The 16,862-nt window shown below is 72.6% G+C and carries 17 protein-coding genes, 1 tRNA gene and 1 riboswitch; of the genes, 12 read left to right on the top strand and 6 right to left on the bottom strand.

Annotated features, from left to right (window positions below; translation table 11 throughout):
- Nucleotides 1-51: 51 nt before the first annotated feature.
- Together trmB and HJD23_RS22215 are read left to right on the top strand one after the other, a co-directional pair.
- Nucleotides 52-882 (top strand): tRNA (guanosine(46)-N7)-methyltransferase TrmB, encoded by an 831-nt coding sequence (trmB, locus tag HJD23_RS22220; protein WP_171112073.1) that lies wholly within the window; start codon nucleotides 52-54, stop codon nucleotides 880-882.
- Between the two features lie 66 nt (nucleotides 883-948).
- Nucleotides 949-2,265: a PrsW family intramembrane metalloprotease gene (locus tag HJD23_RS22215; protein ID WP_171112074.1), complete on the top strand. Its 1,317-nt coding sequence runs from the start codon at nucleotides 949-951 to the stop codon at nucleotides 2,263-2,265.
- Between the two features lie 90 nt (nucleotides 2,266-2,355).
- Here HJD23_RS22215 and HJD23_RS22210 read toward each other — a convergent pair whose 3' ends face one another.
- Both HJD23_RS22210 and HJD23_RS22205 read right to left on the bottom strand, forming a co-directional pair.
- Nucleotides 2,356-3,405 (bottom strand): M23 family metallopeptidase, encoded by a 1,050-nt coding sequence (locus tag HJD23_RS22210; protein ID WP_171134063.1) that lies wholly within the window; start codon nucleotides 3,403-3,405, stop codon nucleotides 2,356-2,358.
- 11 nt (nucleotides 3,406-3,416) lie between these two features.
- Nucleotides 3,417-3,596, bottom strand: a riboswitch (cyclic di-AMP (ydaO/yuaA leader).
- Nucleotides 3,597-3,889: 293 nt separating this feature from the next.
- A tRNA-Met gene (locus tag HJD23_RS22205) sits at nucleotides 3,890-3,963 on the bottom strand.
- A gap of 180 nt (nucleotides 3,964-4,143) precedes the next feature.
- Between HJD23_RS22205 and HJD23_RS22200 the strand changes: the two genes are divergently transcribed.
- Together HJD23_RS22200 and HJD23_RS22195 are read left to right on the top strand one after the other, a co-directional pair.
- A complete protein-coding gene (locus HJD23_RS22200; RefSeq protein WP_171112075.1) occupies nucleotides 4,144-4,620 on the top strand; it encodes a phosphopantetheine-binding protein in 477 nt (158 codons plus the stop codon).
- Nucleotides 4,562-5,080: a cupin domain-containing protein gene (locus tag HJD23_RS22195; RefSeq protein ID WP_171112076.1), complete on the top strand. Its 519-nt coding sequence runs from the start codon at nucleotides 4,562-4,564 to the stop codon at nucleotides 5,078-5,080. Before HJD23_RS22200 ends, HJD23_RS22195 begins: the two co-directional genes overlap by 59 nt.
- Nucleotides 5,081-5,117: 37 nt before the next feature.
- Here the strand turns inward: HJD23_RS22195 and ribA are convergent, their stop codons facing one another.
- Together ribA and HJD23_RS22185 are read right to left on the bottom strand one after the other, a co-directional pair.
- Nucleotides 5,118-5,744 (bottom strand): GTP cyclohydrolase II, encoded by a 627-nt coding sequence (gene ribA / locus HJD23_RS22190; RefSeq protein WP_171118524.1) that lies wholly within the window; start codon nucleotides 5,742-5,744, stop codon nucleotides 5,118-5,120.
- 122 nt (nucleotides 5,745-5,866) lie between these two features.
- Nucleotides 5,867-6,379: a MarR family transcriptional regulator gene (locus HJD23_RS22185; protein WP_171112077.1), complete on the bottom strand. Its 513-nt coding sequence runs from the start codon at nucleotides 6,377-6,379 to the stop codon at nucleotides 5,867-5,869.
- A gap of 82 nt (nucleotides 6,380-6,461) precedes the next feature.
- Between HJD23_RS22185 and HJD23_RS22180 the strand changes: the two genes are divergently transcribed.
- The 8 genes from HJD23_RS22180 to HJD23_RS22140 all read left to right on the top strand — a co-directional run bounded on the left by HJD23_RS22180 (nucleotide 6,462) and on the right by HJD23_RS22140 (nucleotide 14,832).
- Complete coding sequence (locus HJD23_RS22180) at nucleotides 6,462-7,592, top strand: dihydrofolate reductase family protein (protein ID WP_171112078.1); 1,131 nt, start codon at nucleotides 6,462-6,464, stop codon at nucleotides 7,590-7,592.
- A 143-nt stretch (nucleotides 7,593-7,735) separates the two neighbouring features.
- On the top strand, nucleotides 7,736-8,383 hold the full coding sequence (locus HJD23_RS22175) for a flavin reductase family protein (protein WP_240980992.1): 648 nt from the start codon (nucleotides 7,736-7,738) through the stop codon (nucleotides 8,381-8,383).
- 145 nt (nucleotides 8,384-8,528) lie between these two features.
- Complete coding sequence (locus HJD23_RS44005) at nucleotides 8,529-10,001, top strand: hypothetical protein (protein WP_240980784.1); 1,473 nt, start codon at nucleotides 8,529-8,531, stop codon at nucleotides 9,999-10,001.
- 98 nt (nucleotides 10,002-10,099) lie between these two features.
- Nucleotides 10,100-11,197 (top strand): SDR family oxidoreductase, encoded by a 1,098-nt coding sequence (locus HJD23_RS22160; protein WP_171112080.1) that lies wholly within the window; start codon nucleotides 10,100-10,102, stop codon nucleotides 11,195-11,197.
- Nucleotides 11,194-12,462 (top strand): aminotransferase class III-fold pyridoxal phosphate-dependent enzyme, encoded by a 1,269-nt coding sequence (locus HJD23_RS22155; RefSeq protein WP_171112081.1) that lies wholly within the window; start codon nucleotides 11,194-11,196, stop codon nucleotides 12,460-12,462. The genes HJD23_RS22160 and HJD23_RS22155 overlap by 4 nt, the downstream gene beginning before the upstream one ends.
- Nucleotides 12,463-12,522: 60 nt before the next feature.
- Nucleotides 12,523-12,990, top strand: coding sequence for an SRPBCC family protein (locus HJD23_RS22150; protein ID WP_171112082.1), 468 nt, complete (start codon nucleotides 12,523-12,525; stop codon nucleotides 12,988-12,990).
- A 262-nt stretch (nucleotides 12,991-13,252) separates the two neighbouring features.
- Entirely contained in the window at nucleotides 13,253-13,837 is a 585-nt protein-coding gene (locus HJD23_RS22145; RefSeq protein WP_171118526.1) for a flavin reductase family protein, read from the top strand.
- A gap of 116 nt (nucleotides 13,838-13,953) precedes the next feature.
- Nucleotides 13,954-14,832, top strand: coding sequence for an alpha/beta fold hydrolase (locus HJD23_RS22140; RefSeq protein WP_171112083.1), 879 nt, complete (start codon nucleotides 13,954-13,956; stop codon nucleotides 14,830-14,832).
- A gap of 98 nt (nucleotides 14,833-14,930) precedes the next feature.
- Here the strand turns inward: HJD23_RS22140 and HJD23_RS22135 are convergent, their stop codons facing one another.
- Entirely contained in the window at nucleotides 14,931-15,488 is a 558-nt protein-coding gene (locus tag HJD23_RS22135) for a hypothetical protein (protein ID WP_171112084.1), read from the bottom strand.
- A 320-nt stretch (nucleotides 15,489-15,808) separates the two neighbouring features.
- A complete protein-coding gene (locus tag HJD23_RS22130; protein WP_171112085.1) occupies nucleotides 15,809-16,861 on the bottom strand; it encodes an acyl-CoA desaturase in 1,053 nt (350 codons plus the stop codon).
- Between the last annotated feature and the right edge of the window lies 1 nt (nucleotide 16,862).

Raw genomic sequence — 16,862 nt, 5'->3', positions numbered from 1 at the left:
CCCCCGCGCGCGAACCCGCCCGCACCCGAACCCCGTAAAATCGAACCCACTGTGTCTGACTCCCTCAACACCCCCGAAGCCCCCCACCACGCCCCCGACGGCGGCATCCGTCACACCCGGGCCAAGGGTGAACCGCGCTTCCCGGACGGCCCCAGGGCGGACCCCGCCGGCTCGCACTTCGAGCGGCGGATCCGGAGTTTCCAGCCGAGGCGGAGCCGGGTGACCGCGGGGCAGGCGGACGCGTTGCAGCGGCTCTGGCCCAAGTGGGGGCTGGACATCGACGGGCGGCAGGTCCTCGACCTCGGCGAGCTGTTCGGCAACGGCAGCCCCGTCGTGCTGGAGATCGGCTTCGGCATGGGCGAGGCCACCGCCCGGATGGCCGCAGCCGACCCGGACACCAACATCCTCGCCGTGGACGTACACACCCCCGGCCAGGGCAATCTGCTCAACCTCGCCGACCAGGGCGGCCTCAGCAACATCCGGGTGGCCAACGGCGACGCCATCATCCTGCTGCGCGAGATGCTCACCCCCGACTCCCTCGACGGGCTGCGCGTCTTCTTCCCCGACCCCTGGCCCAAGAAGCGGCACCACAAGCGCCGGCTGATCCAGCCGGACTTCCTCACCCTCGCCGCGAGCCGCCTGAAGCCGGGCGCGATCCTGCACTGCGCGACCGACTGGGAGCCGTACGCCGAGCAGATGCTGAAAGTGCTCACCGCGCACCCCGCCTTCGAGAACACCCGGCCCGACGGAGGTTTCGCGCCGCGCCCCGAATTCCGCCCGCTCACCCGTTTCGAGGGCCAGGGTCTGGACAAGGGTCATGTGGTGCGCGACCTGCTCTTCCGCCGCGTACCGCACGACGACCAGCGTGAAGGTCGACCGTAAGACCGGCGCGAAGGTCAGCCGTAAATCCCTCCCTCGTTCGAATCTTCCCTCGTTAGGGTCAATGCCGTGGCGATCAGTCCCCCGTACCCGACGAACCCCGGCATCCCCACCGGCGGCCCCCTGCGGCACGCGCACTGGTGGCAGAAGCGCTGGGTGCGGTACGGCGCGCTGATCACGCTGCTGACGCTGTCCGGCCTGGTGATCCTCGCCCTGGTCCGGGAACAGACCGGCACCGAGGGCTTCCTGGTCGGCCTGGGCCTCGCGATCCTGCCCGTGCCGCTGCTCATAGCCGCCTTCCGCTGGCTGGACCGGGTCGAGCCCGGCCCCTGGCGGAACCTGCTGTTCGCCTTCTCCTGGGGTGCCTGCGCGGCCGCGCTGATCGCGATCATCGCCAACAGCTTCGCGACGAGATGGATAGCCACCGCGACCGCCGACCCGACCAGCGCCGACACCTGGGGCGCCACGGTCATAGCCCCGATCGTGGAGGAGTCCGCCAAGGCGGCCGCGATCCTGCTGCTCTTCCTCTTCCGGCGCCGCGACTTCACCGGCATCCTCGACGGCGTCGTGATCGCCGGTGTCACCGCCACCGGCTTCGCCTTCACCGAGAACATCCTCTACCTCGGCACCGCCTTCGGCACCGACCAGCTGGCCGGCCACAGCGGGATCGCCTCCGTGACCGCCGCGACCTTCTTCGTGCGGGTCATCATGTCGCCGTTCGCGCACCCCCTGTTCACGGTGCTCACCGGCATCGGCTTCGGATTCGCCGCGCTCGCCGGGGAGCGCCAGCGGCTGCGCCGCATCCTGCTGCCCCCGGCCGGGCTGCTGCTCGCGATGGGCATGCACGCCTTCTGGAACGGCTCGGCGACCTTCGGCGACTACGGCTTCTTCGCGGTGTACGGCGGCTTCATGGTGCCCGCGTTCGGGCTGCTGACGTGGCTGGTGATCTGGACGCGGCAACGGGAGCTGCGCACGGTCCGCGAGGAGCTCCCGGCCTACGTCGTCGCCGGCTGGCTCTCGCCCGCCGAACCGTTCGCCCTGGGCTCGATGCGGGCGCGTCGGCTGGCCCGCGAGTACGCCGGCCACCACCTCGGCAAGCCGGCCGCCCGGGCGGTCGCGCAGTACGAGGCGTACGCCACGTCGCTGGCCTTCCTACGGCATCGGGGCCGCCGGGGCCGCGCCCGCGCGGACTTCGTCGTACGGGAGCGCGAGCTGCTCCAGGAGCTGTGGAACCGCCGCGAGATCGCCCGCCCGGCGCTGGAGTACGCGGCACGGGTGACAGCGCCGCCGCCGCCGGTGATGATGCCGCCGGTGTACGGCTGGGCACCGGGGCACGGGCCGACGGGGCCCTACCCCTACCCGGCGTACAACCCGTATCGGTCGTAGGCCCGTACAGGGCTGGGGACAGCGGAAACCGGCAGCCCTGACGTCGGGGGGGTTGCCGTCAGGACCGCCGGGGTTCGAGAGAAGCGCGTCTCAGGGGTTGAGGCCCTTGCTGCGCAGCCAGGCCAGCGGGTCGATGCCGCCGGAGCCGCCGGTGTGCACCTCCAGGTGCAGGTGCGCCCCGGTCACATTGCCCGTCGCGCCCACGCGGCCGATCACATCGCCCGTGGTGACCTTCTGGCCGACGCTGACGCCGATCGAGGACTGGTGGGCGTACCAGATCTCGGTGCCGTCGTCGAGGGTGAGCACGGTCTTGTAGCCGTACGACCCGCTCCAGCCCGCCTCGGTGATGGTGCCGCTGTGGACGGCCTTGATGGGCGTGCCGCTCGGCGCGGCGAAGTCGAGGCCGGTGTGGTAGCCGGACGACCACAGGGCGCCGGCCTGGCCGAAGGTGGAGGTGATGGTGTACGAGGAGGTCGGCAGCGTGTACTGCCTGGCCAGCGCGGCGAGCCGCTCGGCCTCGGCCTTCTCGCGGGCCTCCTCCTCGGCCTTGGCCTTGGCGGCGGCGGCCTTCTCCTGGGCCTCCTTCTCCGCCTTGGCGGCGGCCTCCGCGGCGGCCTTCTCGGCGGCCGCCGCGGCCTCGGCGGCGGCCTTGCTCTCGACCTGCTCCTGCTGCTGCTCGGCCTGCGCGATGATGCGGGCGCGCAGCGCCTCACCGGCGTCGGTGGTGCCCTCCGCGGTGTCCGCGGCGGTCGTGCCGAGGCTGCTGAGCGGGGCGCTCGCGGCCTTGGTCTCGGCGGAGTCGGAGTCGTCGTCGGATATCAGCGCGCCCACGGAGGGCAGGTCGGGCAGGGAGATCGACACCGGCGGCTTGCCGGTGTTCGCGCTGGCCATGCCGCCCGCGCCGACCGCGGCTATGACGCCGACGCCGAGAACGGTGGAGCTGCGGGCGAGTCCGCCGCCGCGCTGCTTGGAGACACGATGCCGGCCGCGTACGGGACGGATGGACTCCGCGGTGGGGTTCCACTCCTCCCACGGGCCCTCGTCGGTGCGCGGTGCGCCGTACACGAACGTGTCGGTGCTGTCGGCGGTGCGCTGGCCAGGCACGGACGGGGCTTGTGGGGCAGGCCGGTTGGACGCCACGTGGGCGTACTCCTTTCCTTCCTTCTCGCCTACCGGGTTAGCTGACGGGTTCGGAGCAGGAAGGTCTCCTACGCGCGTAAACCAGCCGTACTGCTACGGCGGCATACGCCCGATTCACCCCAAGGTGGTGGTTCCCCGGTTCCCTTGTGTGGCCGGTGAGGGCCCCGCGCGGGATTCGGCGCGTGCGCACGGAGCCGCCTCTTGTGACGGCTGGGACGACCGCGCTGTGTTATCGGACGTTAATAGAACCGAGGCCTGATTTCCAAGCCGTTCCGCTTGATCATTAACGTTTTCTGCCGGGACGTACAGGCCATGAACGGCGAAAATCGGGCGAGTTGACCGGCGTTCAGGACCGTAATCGCATCTGACTGTGTGTCAGTTGTTATGCGGAGGGCGTTTGCTCGCTCACCCCTGGTGACGGGCGTCGGCGGTAAACGACTCGGGGCCGGAATCCATGATCTGGATTCCGGCCCCGGGCCTTCAGTAGCGGGGACAGGATTTGAACCTGCGACCTCTGGGTTATGAGCCCAGCGAGCTACCGAGCTGCTCCACCCCGCGTCGGTGTGTCACCAGTGTACGCCATGCGCGGGGCCGGACGCGCCACAGCTTCCGTCCGCCCCGCTGACCAGCGATTTCCAGCCGCTCGGGGACCACCCGATCGAGCCGTGGCCGGTCGCCCGGGTCGGGCGTTCCTTATGAAGAAAGAACGGCTCGGAGACCGAACAGGAGCCCCTCCGTATGATCCAGATCGCGGGACGGACCGAGTTGCCCGAGCCGCTGGTCGCGCTGCTCGTCCACCACCTCGACGTGCCGGTGAGCCGGAGCCGGGTGACCTCGGAGGCCACCTTCGAGAGTCTCGGCATGGACTCGCTGGCCCTGAGGGAACTCGTCGTGGCCGCCGAGGAGGAGTTCGGCGTCGTACTGCCCGACGCGGCGCTGGACCTCTCCCCCGCCTCCACCCTCGGTGAAGCCGCGCGGGCCTTCTGCGATGCGTGCTGCTGCGGCCCTATGTCCTCGGCCGTAGGTCCCCGGCCCTCATTCCCCGGCCCGTCAAGATCAGCCAATGGGCCGATGTCGCCGTTCGGACGTGGGAGCCACGATGTCGGTGGAGGCCTGCCGGAAGGAGTCGGTGCAGGCCTGCCGAAGGGAGCGCATCATGTCGTACCCGGAACACCTCGAGTACCCGGAGCCCCGCTACCGCGGCGACAAGGGTGAAGTGAACGCGGTCTTCCGCCCGGCCGGCACCCCGCCGGACGTCTCCTCACCCGGCGGCTCGACGCACTACCTCGCCACCCATGAGTCGACCGGCGGCGAATTCGGTCTGTACAAGGTGGAGTTGGGTGCACGATCCGCCGGGGCAAAGACCCACTTCCACCGGGCGATGTCGGAGTCCTTCTACATCCTCTCGGGCGAACTGGAGCTCTACAACGGCGAGAAGTGGGTCACGGGCCGCGCGGGCGACTTCCTGTACGTACCGGTCGGCGGCCTGCACGCCTTCAAGAACGTGACCGACGAGCCCATGTCCATGCTTCTGCTCTTCTCCCCGGGCGCCCCCCGCGAGGAGTACTTCGAGCGGGTCGCCGAGATGGCGCAGCGCGGTGGCGAGGAACTCAAGCAGTTCCGCATCCGGCACGACAGCTACTTCGTGGAGGACTTCGAACCCGGGGCCGAGTAGTCCCGGGGCGGAGCAGTGCCGGACCCGAGCACCCCGCTCACCCCGCGTTCAGCTCCGCCAGCGGCAGGGTGTGCTGGGTCTGGAGGACCTTGGCGCGCAGGTAGCGGACGTTGTGGGCGGTCGTGAAGACGCCGGTGGGGACGCGGTCGTGGACGGTGATGCCGAGGCCGCGGAGCTGGTCGGCCTTGTCGGGGTTGTTGGACAGCAGGTCCAGGTCCGTGATGGACAGGGCGCGGAGCATCTGGGCGGCCGCCGTGTAGTCGCGGGCGTCCTCCGGGAGGCCGAGCGCGGCATTCGCCTCGTACGTGTCGAGGCCCTGGTCCTGAAGGGCGTACGCGTCGAGCTTGTTGTAGAGGCCGATGCCGCGCCCCTCCTGGCGGAGGTAGAGCAGCACGCCGCCGCGGGCCGCGATGCGCTCGACCGCCTCGCGCAGCTGGGGGCCGCAGTCGCAGCGGGCGGAGCCGAAGACGTCGCCGGTGAGGCATTCGGAGTGCAGGCGTACGAGGGGGCGGGGGCCGGGATCGCCGAGGACGACGGCGACGTGTTCCTGGCCGTCGGTCAGGCCGTGGAAGGTGACCAGGTCGGCGTCGACGCTGTAGCCGTCGTGGAAGCGCAGCGGTACCCGGACGCGGGCGCGCGGCGCGGCGGCAGGGAAGTCGGGCATACGGGTCTCCGGGGTCATGTGTTTCAGTTTTGAAGCAGCCCTTCGATCGGAGACCCTACGCCATGCTTTAAAGTTGAAGCAACATTTTTATGACCCACCTCATGGGGCCCCATCAGCCGCCCTCACGAGCACGGCGACGACCGCCGCCGCCACGGCACATCCCCCGCCGCGCTGCGCCCCTCATCCCCTTGCAGGGCCTGCGCGATCCCGGTGAAGATCTCCTCCAACTGCCCCACCTGCTCCGGGCTCAGATGATCGAACAACGTCGCGCGCACCGTCTCCACATGCCCCGGCGCCAGCCGCTCCACCACGGCCATCCCCTCGTCCGTCAGCGCGGCCACGCTGCCCCGCTTGTCCCAGCGGCACTCCTCGCGCCGTACCAGCCCGTCCTTCTCCAGCCGGGTGACGGCGTACGTCAGCCGGCTGCGGGTGATCTTCAGCTTCTCCGCGAGATCGGTCATCCGGAGGCGGCGTTCCGGGGTCTCGGAGAGGTTGGCGAGGATGGAGTAGTACAGGTGCGGCATGCCGGCCTCCTGCTGGAGCTGCCGGTCGAGCGCGTCCTCCAGGAGGAGGGTGGCTCCCATGTACGCGCGCCAGGCGCGCTGCTCCTCCGGGGTGAGCCAGCGAGTCGTCATGGCACCAGTGTAGATTTGCTTAAAACTTGAACCAAGCCCGCCGGTCCTCCCCGGTCCACCGGCCCCGAGGTGGAGTGCGCCCATGCCCTACCCCTACGTCCTCCTGTCCGCCGCCGTCTCCCTCGACGGCTACCTGGACGACACCGGCCCCGAACGCCTCCTCCTGTCCAGCCCGGCCGACTTCGACCGGGTCGACGAGGTCCGCGCGTCCGTCGACGCGATCCTCGTCGGCGCCGGCACGATCCGCGCCGACAACCCCCGGCTGCTGGTCAACTCCCCCGAGCGACGGGCGGCCCGGGTGGCGGCGGGGAAGCCGGAGTACCCCTTGAAGGTCACGGTCAGCGGCTCCGGCGACCTGGACCCGACCGCCAACTTCTGGCACACGGGCGGCGAAAGGGTCGTCTGTACGACGACGGAGGGCGCCCTGCGCCTCAAGGAGACGCCCGTCGCGGCGGACGTCGTCGCGCTCGGCGACACCCTCGACTGGCGGGCGCTGCTCGCGCATCTGCACGACGTACGCGGCGTCCACCGCCTGATGGTGGAGGGCGGCGGCACGATCCACACCCAACTCCTCCTGGAGGGCCTGGCCGACGAACTCCAACTCGTCCTCGCCCCCCTCTTCGTCGGCGACCCGTCCGCCCCCCGCCTCTTCGGCCCGGGCCACTACCAGTCCGGACGCCTGCGCCTGGTCGAGACACGGCCCATCGAAGACGTCGTCCTCATGCGCTACGAGCCCACCGCCCCCGGTGCCGGACGGCTGGCCGCGGCGGCCGACCGCCGCTGGCTGGCCCTGGCGTGCGAGCTGGCGGCGCTGTGCCCGCCGTCGGAGACGGCGTTCAGCGTGGGCGCGGTGGTCGTGGCGGAGGACGGTACGGAGCTGGCGCGCGGCCACTCGCGGGAGGGCGGCGACCCGGTCGTGCACGCGGAGGAGGCGGCGCTCGCGAAGATCGCGCCCGGCGACCCCCGGCTGCCCGGCGCCACGGTGTACACCAGCCTGGAGCCCTGCACCCGGCGGGCCTCCCGGCCCCGGCCCTGCGCGCGGTTGATCCTCGACGCCGGGGTGGGGCGGGTGGTGACGGCCTGGCGCGAACCGGACACGTTCGTGGCGGGGGCCGACGGGAGCGGGGTGTTGGCGGGGGCGGGGGTGGATGTGGTGGTGCTGGCCGAGTACGAGGGGGCGGCCAAGGGGCCGAATCGGCATCTGGTGGGGTGAGGAGTGTCGCTCGCATGCTTCGGCCTTCACCGAAACGCCGCGAGCCTAGCGTTCGAGGCATGACAACTGGCACAACGGGCACGCCCGACAGCACTCGTACGACGGGCACGACCGACACGACTCGTACAACTGGCACGCACCGCGTGATCCGCCCCAGCATCCTCTACTTCGGAACCCCGGTGGTCCTGCTCACCACCGAGAACGAGGACGGATCCGTCAACCTCGCTCCGATCTCGTCCGCCTGGGCGCTGGGGCAGCGCGTCGTCCTGGGGCTGGGCAGCGAGAGCCAGACGGTACGCAATCTCGGGGCGCGCCCGGAGCTGGTGATCAGTGTCGCCTCCCCGGAGTTGTGGGAGCGGGTGGAGCGCCTCGCACCGCTCACCGGGGCCGACCCCGTGCCGCCCGGCAAGAGGGCGGTGTACCGGTACGAGCGTGACAAGTTCGCCGCGGCCGGGCTCACGCCGGTGGACTCCGACGTCGTACGGCCGCCCCGGGTCGCCGAGTGCGGGCTGCACCTGGAGGCGAGGGCGGTCGCGCTCACGGCGGGCGGGGAGGGCCGGTTCCACAGCGTCGAGTGCGAGGTGCTGCGCGTGCACGCCGCCGAACACATCGTCGTACCGGGCACGCACCACATCGACCCGGCAGTGTGGAGCCCGCTCATCTACAACTTCCGGCACTATCACGGGCTCGCTCCCGAGCTGGGGCACGGCTTTCGGTCGGAGACGGCGGGGCCGGGGACGGGGCCGGGGATGCGACCGTGCGGCCGGAGCTCCGCGCGCGCCCCCGAATGAGCCCGAACTCCCGCCGGGCGCCCCCGAGTTCCCCGGAGGGGTCCCTGTCCTCCGTGCGTAAAACAAGCGACGCTGCCACCTCAGCGACCCCGCGACGCAGCCGTCGCCGCAGGCAGCGTCCGAGGAGCAAGGAGCAGGGGACGACATGAGATTCCTGGACCGTGAGCGCGCGGCCCTCACCAGGCTGCTGCCGGGGCTCGACGACAGTCTGCGCGCCGTGCCGCTGATGACCCTCGAAGGGCCCGACAGCCCCGGAATCGGGCTGTTCCGCAAGAGCGGAGGTCCCGGGCTGCTCGCACCGGCGGCGCTCCAGGGCCGGGGGGCCTCGGCGCTGGAGGCCGTACGGGTACAGCGCGCGCTCGGCAGCCGCTCTCCCTCGCTCGCCGTGGCGACGACCATGCACCACTTCTCGATGGCCACCCTGGTGGGGCTGAGCGGCACCGGTGAGGGCCTGGAGTGGATGCTCGTGCAGGCCGTCGCCACCGACGACCTGCTGATGGCGTCCGGATTCGCCGAGGGGCGCAGCGGGCACGGCATCCTGTCGCCGACGATGACGGCGACACCGACCCCCGAGGGCCTGCGTGTCAGCGGGGTGAAACGGCCCTGCAGCCTGGCCCGTTCCATGGACCTGCTCACGGCCAGCGTGCTCGTACCGCGCGCGGACGGCGAGGGGGACGAACTGGCCGTGGCGCTGATCCCCGCCGACAGCGAGGGCCTCACCGTGAGCGGCTTCTGGTCCAGCCGCTTCCTGGCCGGAGCGGAGAGCGAGCAGGTGACCCTGGACGGCGTCCTCGTGCCGCCGGACCTGCTGGTGCGGACGGCGTGCCCGCCGGGCGAACGGCTCGACGCGGTGCAGACGCTCGGTCTGGTCTGGTTCGAGCTGCTGATGACCGGGAGCTATCTGGGCGCCGCGAGCGCGCTGGTGGAGCGGGTGCTGCTGAACGATCGGGTGCCGGAGAGCGAGCGGGTCGCGCTGCTGGTCGCGGTCGAGTCGGCTGCGGCGTCGGTCGAGGGACTGGCCCGCCGGGTGGACCGGGGCATGCCGGACGGGGCGTGGTGCGACGGGTCCTCGTCCGACCGGTTGTCGGGCGACGGGTCCTCGTCCGACCGGTCGTCGGGCGACGGGTCTGCGTCCGACCGGTCGTCGGGCGACGGGTCTGCGTCCGACCGGTCGTCGTCCGGCGGTCCCTCGTCCGACCGGTCCTCGTCCGGCAGTTCTGCGTCCGGCGGTTCTGCGTTCGACCGGTCCTCGACCGACGGATCCTCGTCCGACCGGTCCTCGTCCGGCGGTTCTGCGACCGACCGGTCCTCGTCCGGCGGTTCTGCGTCCGGCAGCTCCATGGCCGGTACGTCCGGGAGCTCCACGCCCGACCGCGCCCCCCTCGACGACTCCGCCCTCGCCGAGTCCCTCTACGTCCGCTACGGCGTCCAGGACGCCCTCGCCCGGATCGTGCCGCGGGCGGTCGAACTGCTCGGCGGGCTGAACTTCATGAGTTCCGACGAGATCGGCCACCTCGCCGCCTGCACCCACGGCCTGGCCCTGCACCCGCCGTCCCGCTCCCGGATGACCGGCCCGCTGGCCGCGTACCTGGCCGGCGGCCCACTGACCGTCGCCTGACCGCAGCGACAGCCCGACACAGCCCTGTCCTGCTTCCTTCGCCCCTGTGCCCCTTTGCCCCTTCACCCCCCATTCATCCGACCGAGGGGATCCTTCGCATGCCCGCATCCGACACACTCGACGCACCCAACCGCCCCACCCTCCTCCTCACCGGCGCCTCCGGCGTCCTGGGCCGGGCCCTGATCGAGGAGCTGGCGCCCCGCTACCGCATCGTCTGCCTGCGCCACCGTTCCCGCGTGGCCGACCCACGCGTCGAGGAGGTCCGCGCCGACCTGACGCAGCCGGGCCTCGGCCTGGTCCCGTCCGACCTGGCGCGGCTGACGGCGGACGTGGACGTGGTCGTGCACTCGGCAGCCGCCACCAACTGGAAGGCGGCGCCCGAGGCGATCTGGCGGGCCAACCTGAACGGCACCGCCGCCGTGCTCGACCTCGCCGCCCGCGCCGACGCGCCCGTCCACCACATCAGCACCGCCTTCGTGGCCAACCCGCTCGCCCCGGAGGAGCAGCGGCGCTTCCCGGGCGCCGCCGCCTACCTGGCCTCCAAGACGGCGGCCGAGCAGGTGGTGCGCGAGGCCGCGGTGCCGACGACGATCCTGCGCCCGTCGGTGGTGATGGGCGACTCCCGCACCGGCCGGATCGCGGGCGCCCAGGGACTGACCCGGGCACTGGGCGCGATCGTCAAGGGCCAGGTGCCCGTACTGCCGGGGGCGCCGGACGCCCGGATCGACATGGTGCCGCAGGACGTCGTGGCGCATGCCGTGGGCGAGTTGCTGCGTGCCGGGGTGACCGGCGGCGAGTACTGGCTGACGGCCGGCGACCAGGCGCTGTCGCAGGGCGAGGTCGTCGACGTCTGCCTGGAGTTCGCCGAGCGGTACGGGCCCCGGCCGCATCCGCCCCGGCTGATCCCGCTGGAGTCGGTGCACCGGCTGCTGCTGCCGCTGATCGAGGGGCCGTCGTTCCCGGAGTCACTGCGCCGCCGCTTCCACACCTACGCCGAGTTACTGCTGGTGTTCCAGCGGGCCCTGCCGTTCGACTCCTCGCTGGGCGACGCGCACTGCGGTACGGCCGTGTCCCGGGACGACCTGCGCCGGGCGCTCGTACGCAACCTCGCCGCCTGGTCGGCGGGCCCGGGCGGGCCGCGCCGGGCGCCGCGCGTGTCGTACGGGGCGTCCGCCGCGCGGAGGCTGGCGTCATGACCGTCACCCCGGTCGGCGAAGCGGCCGTGGCGGACCCCTCGTACGTCGCCCGGCTCTACCGCGAGCATCTGGCCGCGGGCCGGGCCGTGCTCGGCGAGCTGCTGGGCGGCATGGTGGAGACGGCGTCCGAGGGCGCCTGGGTGCACACCTCCGACGGCCGCCGCTACCTCGACTTCGGCGGCTACGGCGTGTTCATCCTGGGCCACCGCCATCCGGCCGTCACCGAAGCGGTGCACCGGCAGATCGACGCCCATCCGCTGGCCACCCGGGTCTTCCTGGAGCCGGTCGCGGGCCGCGCCGCCGAGGCGCTGGCCGCCCACACCCCGGCGGGCCTGGACCGGGTGCACTTCGTCAACTCCGGAGCGGAGGCCACCGAGGCTGCGCTCAAGCTGGCCCGCGTCCACGGGCACACCGCGCTGATCAGCACCACCGGCGGCTACCACGGCAAGACGCTCGGCGCGCTCAGTGCCACCGCCAACCCCCTCTACCAGGACCCGTTCCGGCCGCTGCTGCCCGACTCCGTGTCCGTGCCGTACGGCGACACCGAGGCGCTGGCCGAGGCCCTCGCCCGGTTCGGGCCGCGCGCCTGCCTGATCGTCGAACCGGTGCAGGGCGAGGGCGGGGTGCGGATCCCGCCGCCCGGCTATCTCGCCGACGCGGGCCGGCTGTGCCGCACCCACGGCGCCTTCCTGATCGTCGACGAGATCCAGACCGGGCTCGGCCGGCTCGGCTCCTGGTGGGGCGTGGACACCGAGCGGGTCAGCCCCGACGTCCTGCTCGTCGGCAAGGGCCTGAGCGGCGGGGTGGTGCCCGTCGCGGCGATGGTGGCCACCGAGCGGGCGTACGCCCCCTTCTCCCGCGACCCCTACCTGCACACCTCCACCTTCGCCGCCTCGCCGCTGGCCTGCGCCGCCGCGCTGGCCGCCGTACAGACCCTGGACCGGGAGGACGTCGTCACGCGGGCCCGGGCGCTGGGGCTGCGGCTGCTGCACGGCGTGCGCGCCGCCTGCACGCCGTACACCGGCGGCCTGGTCCGGGACGTGCGCGGACGCGGCCTGCTGATCGGGCTGGAGCTGGGCGCCGAGCGGGCGGTGGGCGAGCTGATCCTGGAACTGGTCGGCCGCGGAGTCCTGGTGAACCACTCCCTCAACGCGGGCCGGGTGCTGCGCCTGACCCCGCCGGCCGTCGTCACCGACGCGGAGCTGGGGCTGTTCCGCACGGCTCTGTCCGAGTCGCTGCGGGCGGTGGCCGACCGGCTCGGCTGACCGCTTTCTCTTCGCACGAGCGTTCGAGCCGTCCCGGTGGCGGCGGAAAGGTAACCCCCTATGCGTCATGTGACCGTCACGATGACCGCCCACGACGTCGAGCCCGAGACCGCCTACGAGCGGATCCGGGACTTCCGGCGCTACCCGGACGCCACCGAGACCGTCCGCGAGGTGGTGGTGCACCCGCCCGGCGCCGACGGCACGGTCGTGTCCGACTGGACCGTCCGCTTCCGCAACGGCCTGATGCGCTGGTCGGAACGGGACGCCTTCCACCCCGAGACCCTCACCCTCGGCTTCACCCAGCTCCGCGGCGACTTCGAGGTGTTCGAGGGCACGTGGCGGTGCGCGCCGGGCGAGCGCGGTACGGCCGTCACCTTCGACGCCGTGTTCGACCTCGGCATCCCCACGCTGGCCGACCTCCTCGACCCGGTGGCCGAGTCGACGCTGCGCGGCAACATCGAGCTGATCGCCTGCGGCTTGCTCGGCCGGGTCACGGCCCTGCCGACGGCCACCCCCGTCCATGGCTGAGCGGGTGGCGGCGGCCTCGTCCGTGGTGGGGCCGGTGACCGGGCTCCCGCCCGAGACCGAGCCGGTCACCGGACCCGCGCGCATCGCCGAGCCGGTGACCACACTCCCGTCCAGCACCGAGCCGATCACCGTACCCCCGCCCGAGACCGAGCCGGTCACCACACCCGCGCCCATCGCCGAGCCGGTGACCACGCGCCCGCCCATGACCGAGCCAGTGACCGCACCCTCGTCCATGACCGAGCCAGCCACCACACCCCCGCCCATGCCCCAGCCAGCCACCCCACCCCAGTCGCCAGGCGGTCCGATCGGGCTCGGCTGGGATGCGCTGCGCGATGAGCCCGGCCCCGACACCACGCGTTGTCTCGGGCTGTACGCCAGGCTGGCGGGCGGTGTCGCCGTGGTCACCGCGCTTGACGCGCACGGCGGCCCGACCGGGATGACCGTCTCGGCCCTGACCTCCCTCTCCGCCCGGCCGCCCCTGCTGCTGGCCTGCCTGCGCGGCGGCTCGCGCACCCTGGCCGCGCTGCGGTGGCGCGGCGCCTTCGCCGTCAGCCTGCTGGCGGAGCACCAGCGCGCGGTGGCCGAGCGGTTCGCCGACCCGGCCCTGCCGCCCGCCGCGCGCTGCACCGGCGTACCGCTGCGGCAGGTGCTCGGCCTGCCGGTGCTGGACGAGGCGGTCGGCTGGACGGTGTGCCTGGTCGAGGACGTCCGCCGGTACGGCGACCACCACACCGTCGTCGGCCGCCTCCGCGCCGTCGGCCTCGGCGGCGGCAGGCCACTGGTGTGGCACGACCGTTCCTTCCACACCCTCGACCACGATTCCGTCCACACCCTCGACCACGACTGACTGACGCGACCGACACCCCCTCCCGCAGGACGCCCGGCCCTCAGCACTGCGGCCGGGCGTCCTGCCGCATCCGACGAGTCAGCCCGCCCGTGTCCTGCGAACCCTGAGGAGGCCGTATGTCCCTGCCCCCGCTGCCCCCACTGCCCGGAGTGAACGACGACGACGCGCGGACGGAGATCACCCGCATCCCCGAACGACTGGCCGGTCACGGTACGGCCGCGGGCCACCGGTTCGCCGCCGCCATCGATCCGGCCCCCGCCGAGGACGACTGGGGCCGGCCGCCGGACCCCGAACACCCGTACCCGGTCGTCCTCGCGCACGGCACCCTCGGCGCCCGCGACTCCGTCTGGCGGCAGGCGGTACCGGCGCTGCGGGCGGCCGGCCACCGCGTCTTCCGCCTCAACTACGGCGCACTGCGCGCCCTGCCCGGGCACTACGGACTCGCCGACATCCGGGCCTCCGCCCGCGAACTGGCCGATTTCATCGACCGGGTACTGGCCGACACGGGAGCCGCGCGCGTGAACGTCGTCGGACACTCGCAGGGCGGCATGCTGCCGCACTACTGCGCGAAGTACCTCGGCGCCGCGGCGAAGCTGCACCACGTCGTCGGGATCGCGCCCAGCAACCACGGCGTCACCGTCGCGGGCCTGACCGCGCTGGTCCGGGGGCTGCCCGGGGTGCGGGACACCGTGGAGGCCGAGGTGCTGTTCCGGATCAGCCCGGCGTTCACGCAGCTGCTGCACGACTCGGAGTTGATCCGCGAACTGACCGCCGGCGGCGACACGGTCGCCGGCGTGCGCCACACCGTCCTGTGGTCCACCCGGGACGAGGTGGTGCAGCCGCCCGCCTCCCAGCAGCTCACCCCCGCGGAGCCCGGTCACGAGGTGACCAACCTGTGCCTGCAGGACCTCGACCCGGCCAACCGGGCCACGCATCTGGCGATGCCGTACGACCCCGTCGTCCTCCGGGAGGTGCTCCGGGCGCTGGAGCACTGAGCCCCTGACACGGCACGACACGGCGGTGGGGTGAGACCCGTACGAGGCCTCACCCCACCGCCGTCCCGTAGCCGGGGATCACCGGTCCGTGGCGTCGGTCAGTACGCCGTACACCTGCCCTTCTCGCCGTTCCAGAAGCACACCTGGCCGGTCACGTCGAAGCCGGCGACGCCGTCGGGGTCGATCTTGTCGAAGCGGGGCAGGGGGATCTGCAGGCCGTTGATGCCGTCCCCGGCGAGCGGGCCGGAGGTCACCTGACGGTCCGGCACCGGGCTGCCTTTCCTCAGCTCGCCGTTGAAGTACAGGCCGCCGGCCTCGCCGGTGTTCCAGGTGCCGGTGCCGGTGCCCTCCACGGAGAACGTCGGCACCGGCACGGCGCCGAACCGGCCGACGCCCGTGACGTGGAAGACGATGTCGGTCAGCTGCGGTGCCGCGCCGTTCGGGGAGCGGCAGTCGTGGTAGCCGATGTGGCCGTCGACCGCCGCCTGGCGGACCAGAACGCCGAGCGGCGGGGTGAAGTTCACCTCGGCGTCGAGGCGACACACCAGGTCGGGCACCGGGGCCGCGTGGGCGCTCCGCGCGGGGGCGAGCAGGGCGAGGGCGGCGAGCACGGTGGTGGCGGAGAGCAGGGCACGGCGCTTCAGCGGTGTCTTCATGAGGGGACTCCCTTTCGGGTGGGGATCACGGTGACGGGCCCGGGGCCCAGGCCCCGGGCTCAGGCGGTGGCGGGCCGGGCCCCTGGGCTCAGGTGATGGCGGGCCGGGCCCCTGGGCTCAGGCGGTGACCGGCCGGGCCCCTGGGCTCAGGCGGTGACGGGCCGGGCCCCTGGGCTCAGGCGGTGACCGGCCGGGCCCCTGGGCTCAGGCGGTGACGGGCCGGGCCCCTGGGCTCAGGCGGTGACGGGCCGGGCCCCTGGGCTCAGGCGGTGACCGGCCGGGCCCCCGGGGCTCAGGCGCGACCGGCCGGAGCCCCCGGCTCAGGCGGTGACGGTGCCCTTGCGCAGTACCTCGCTCGCCGTGCCGAGATGGCGGGCGAGGTCGCGGTAGGACTCCAGGACTCCGGTCTCGGTGTACGGGACGCCGCGCTCGGCGCAGAACGCCTTGACGATGGGGTAGGCGTGGCGCAGCGCGGAGCGCGGCATACCCGGGAACAGGTGGTGCTCGATCTGGTAGTTGAGGCCGCCGTAGAAGAAGTCGCCGACCAGCCCGGTGGGCAGGGTGCGCGAGGTGAGGACCTGGCGCTCCAGCCAGCTCCACTCGCCGCCGACCCGGGTGGGCAGCCCCTTGTGGTTGACGGCGAAGGCCAGCCCGAGCAGATAGCCGAGCAGGCCCTGGTGCACGACGAGGAACAGCAGCACGCTCGTCCAGGGCAGCAGCCACAGCAGCGCGCCGAAGAACAGCACCGCGTGCACGGCCATCAGACCACCCTCCAGCCACGGCCGGCGCACCGCCCGCCGACGCAGCGCGATGATCCCGGCGATCCGCAGCACGACCGCCTCCAGGCCCAGCAGCGGGAAGAAGAGATGGCGCTGGTGCGCGGCGAGGAAGCGGGCGAGTCCCTTGCGCTGCTGGGCCTGCTCGGGGGCGAAGACGGCCACGCGGCGCAGGATGTCGGGATCCAGTTCCAGGTGGTTGGGGTGGTTGTGGTGCCGGTTGTGGTGCTGGACCCACCAGCCGAAGCACACGCCGAGCATCAGGTTGCCGTGGATCAGGCCGAGCGCGCGGATGGTCTGCTGCGAGCGGCTGATCTGGCGGTGCCCGGCGTCGTGCAGCAGGAAGGCGAGCTGCTCGTGCCAGATCGCGAGCCAGACGGCCGCGAGCAGCACCTGCCACCAGGTACCGCCGGACAACGCCAGCCCCGCCCAGCCGACGGCGTTCATCAGCCACACCGCCACGATCGCGGCGGCGTACTGACCCTTGCGGGGCCGCATCAGCCCGGCGTCGGTGACGCGCCGGGTCAGTTCGCGGAAATCCTCCTCCGCCGCGCCAGGTTCACGCGGGGCGGAGCCGACAGCCGACAGGTCGGTCATC

This window comes from Streptomyces sp. Z423-1 (genome assembly GCF_013009255.1).
Lineage (GTDB): Bacteria > Actinomycetota > Actinomycetes > Streptomycetales > Streptomycetaceae > Streptomyces > Streptomyces gossypiisoli.
The sequence above is the reverse complement of the archived record's forward strand: the minus strand, read 5'-3'. Positions and strand labels throughout refer to the sequence as shown.

Bases quoted from the DNA above. Each gene is read 5' to 3' on its own strand.
- HJD23_RS22195 (WP_171112076.1), top strand. From the start codon at position 4,562: ATGTCGTACCCGGAACACCTCGAGTACCCGGAGCCCCGCTACCGCGGC.
- HJD23_RS22145 (WP_171118526.1), top strand. From the start codon at position 13,253: ATGCCCCAGCCAGCCACCCCACCCCAGTCGCCAGGCGGTCCGATCGGG.
- HJD23_RS22180 (WP_171112078.1), top strand. From the start codon at position 6,462: ATGCCCTACCCCTACGTCCTCCTGTCCGCCGCCGTCTCCCTCGACGGC.
- HJD23_RS22135 (WP_171112084.1), bottom strand. From the start codon at position 15,488: ATGAAGACACCGCTGAAGCGCCGTGCCCTGCTCTCCGCCACCACCGTG.
- HJD23_RS22130 (WP_171112085.1), bottom strand. From the start codon at position 16,861: ATGACCGACCTGTCGGCTGTCGGCTCCGCCCCGCGTGAACCTGGCGCG.
- HJD23_RS22185 (WP_171112077.1), bottom strand. From the start codon at position 6,379: ATGACGACTCGCTGGCTCACCCCGGAGGAGCAGCGCGCCTGGCGCGCG.
- HJD23_RS22150 (WP_171112082.1), top strand. From the start codon at position 12,523: ATGCGTCATGTGACCGTCACGATGACCGCCCACGACGTCGAGCCCGAG.
- ribA (WP_171118524.1), bottom strand. From the start codon at position 5,744: ATGCCCGACTTCCCTGCCGCCGCGCCGCGCGCCCGCGTCCGGGTACCG.
- HJD23_RS22140 (WP_171112083.1), top strand. From the start codon at position 13,954: ATGTCCCTGCCCCCGCTGCCCCCACTGCCCGGAGTGAACGACGACGAC.
- HJD23_RS22200 (WP_171112075.1), top strand. From the start codon at position 4,144: ATGATCCAGATCGCGGGACGGACCGAGTTGCCCGAGCCGCTGGTCGCG.
- HJD23_RS44005 (WP_240980784.1), top strand. From the start codon at position 8,529: ATGAGATTCCTGGACCGTGAGCGCGCGGCCCTCACCAGGCTGCTGCCG.
- HJD23_RS22160 (WP_171112080.1), top strand. From the start codon at position 10,100: ATGCCCGCATCCGACACACTCGACGCACCCAACCGCCCCACCCTCCTC.
- HJD23_RS22155 (WP_171112081.1), top strand. From the start codon at position 11,194: ATGACCGTCACCCCGGTCGGCGAAGCGGCCGTGGCGGACCCCTCGTAC.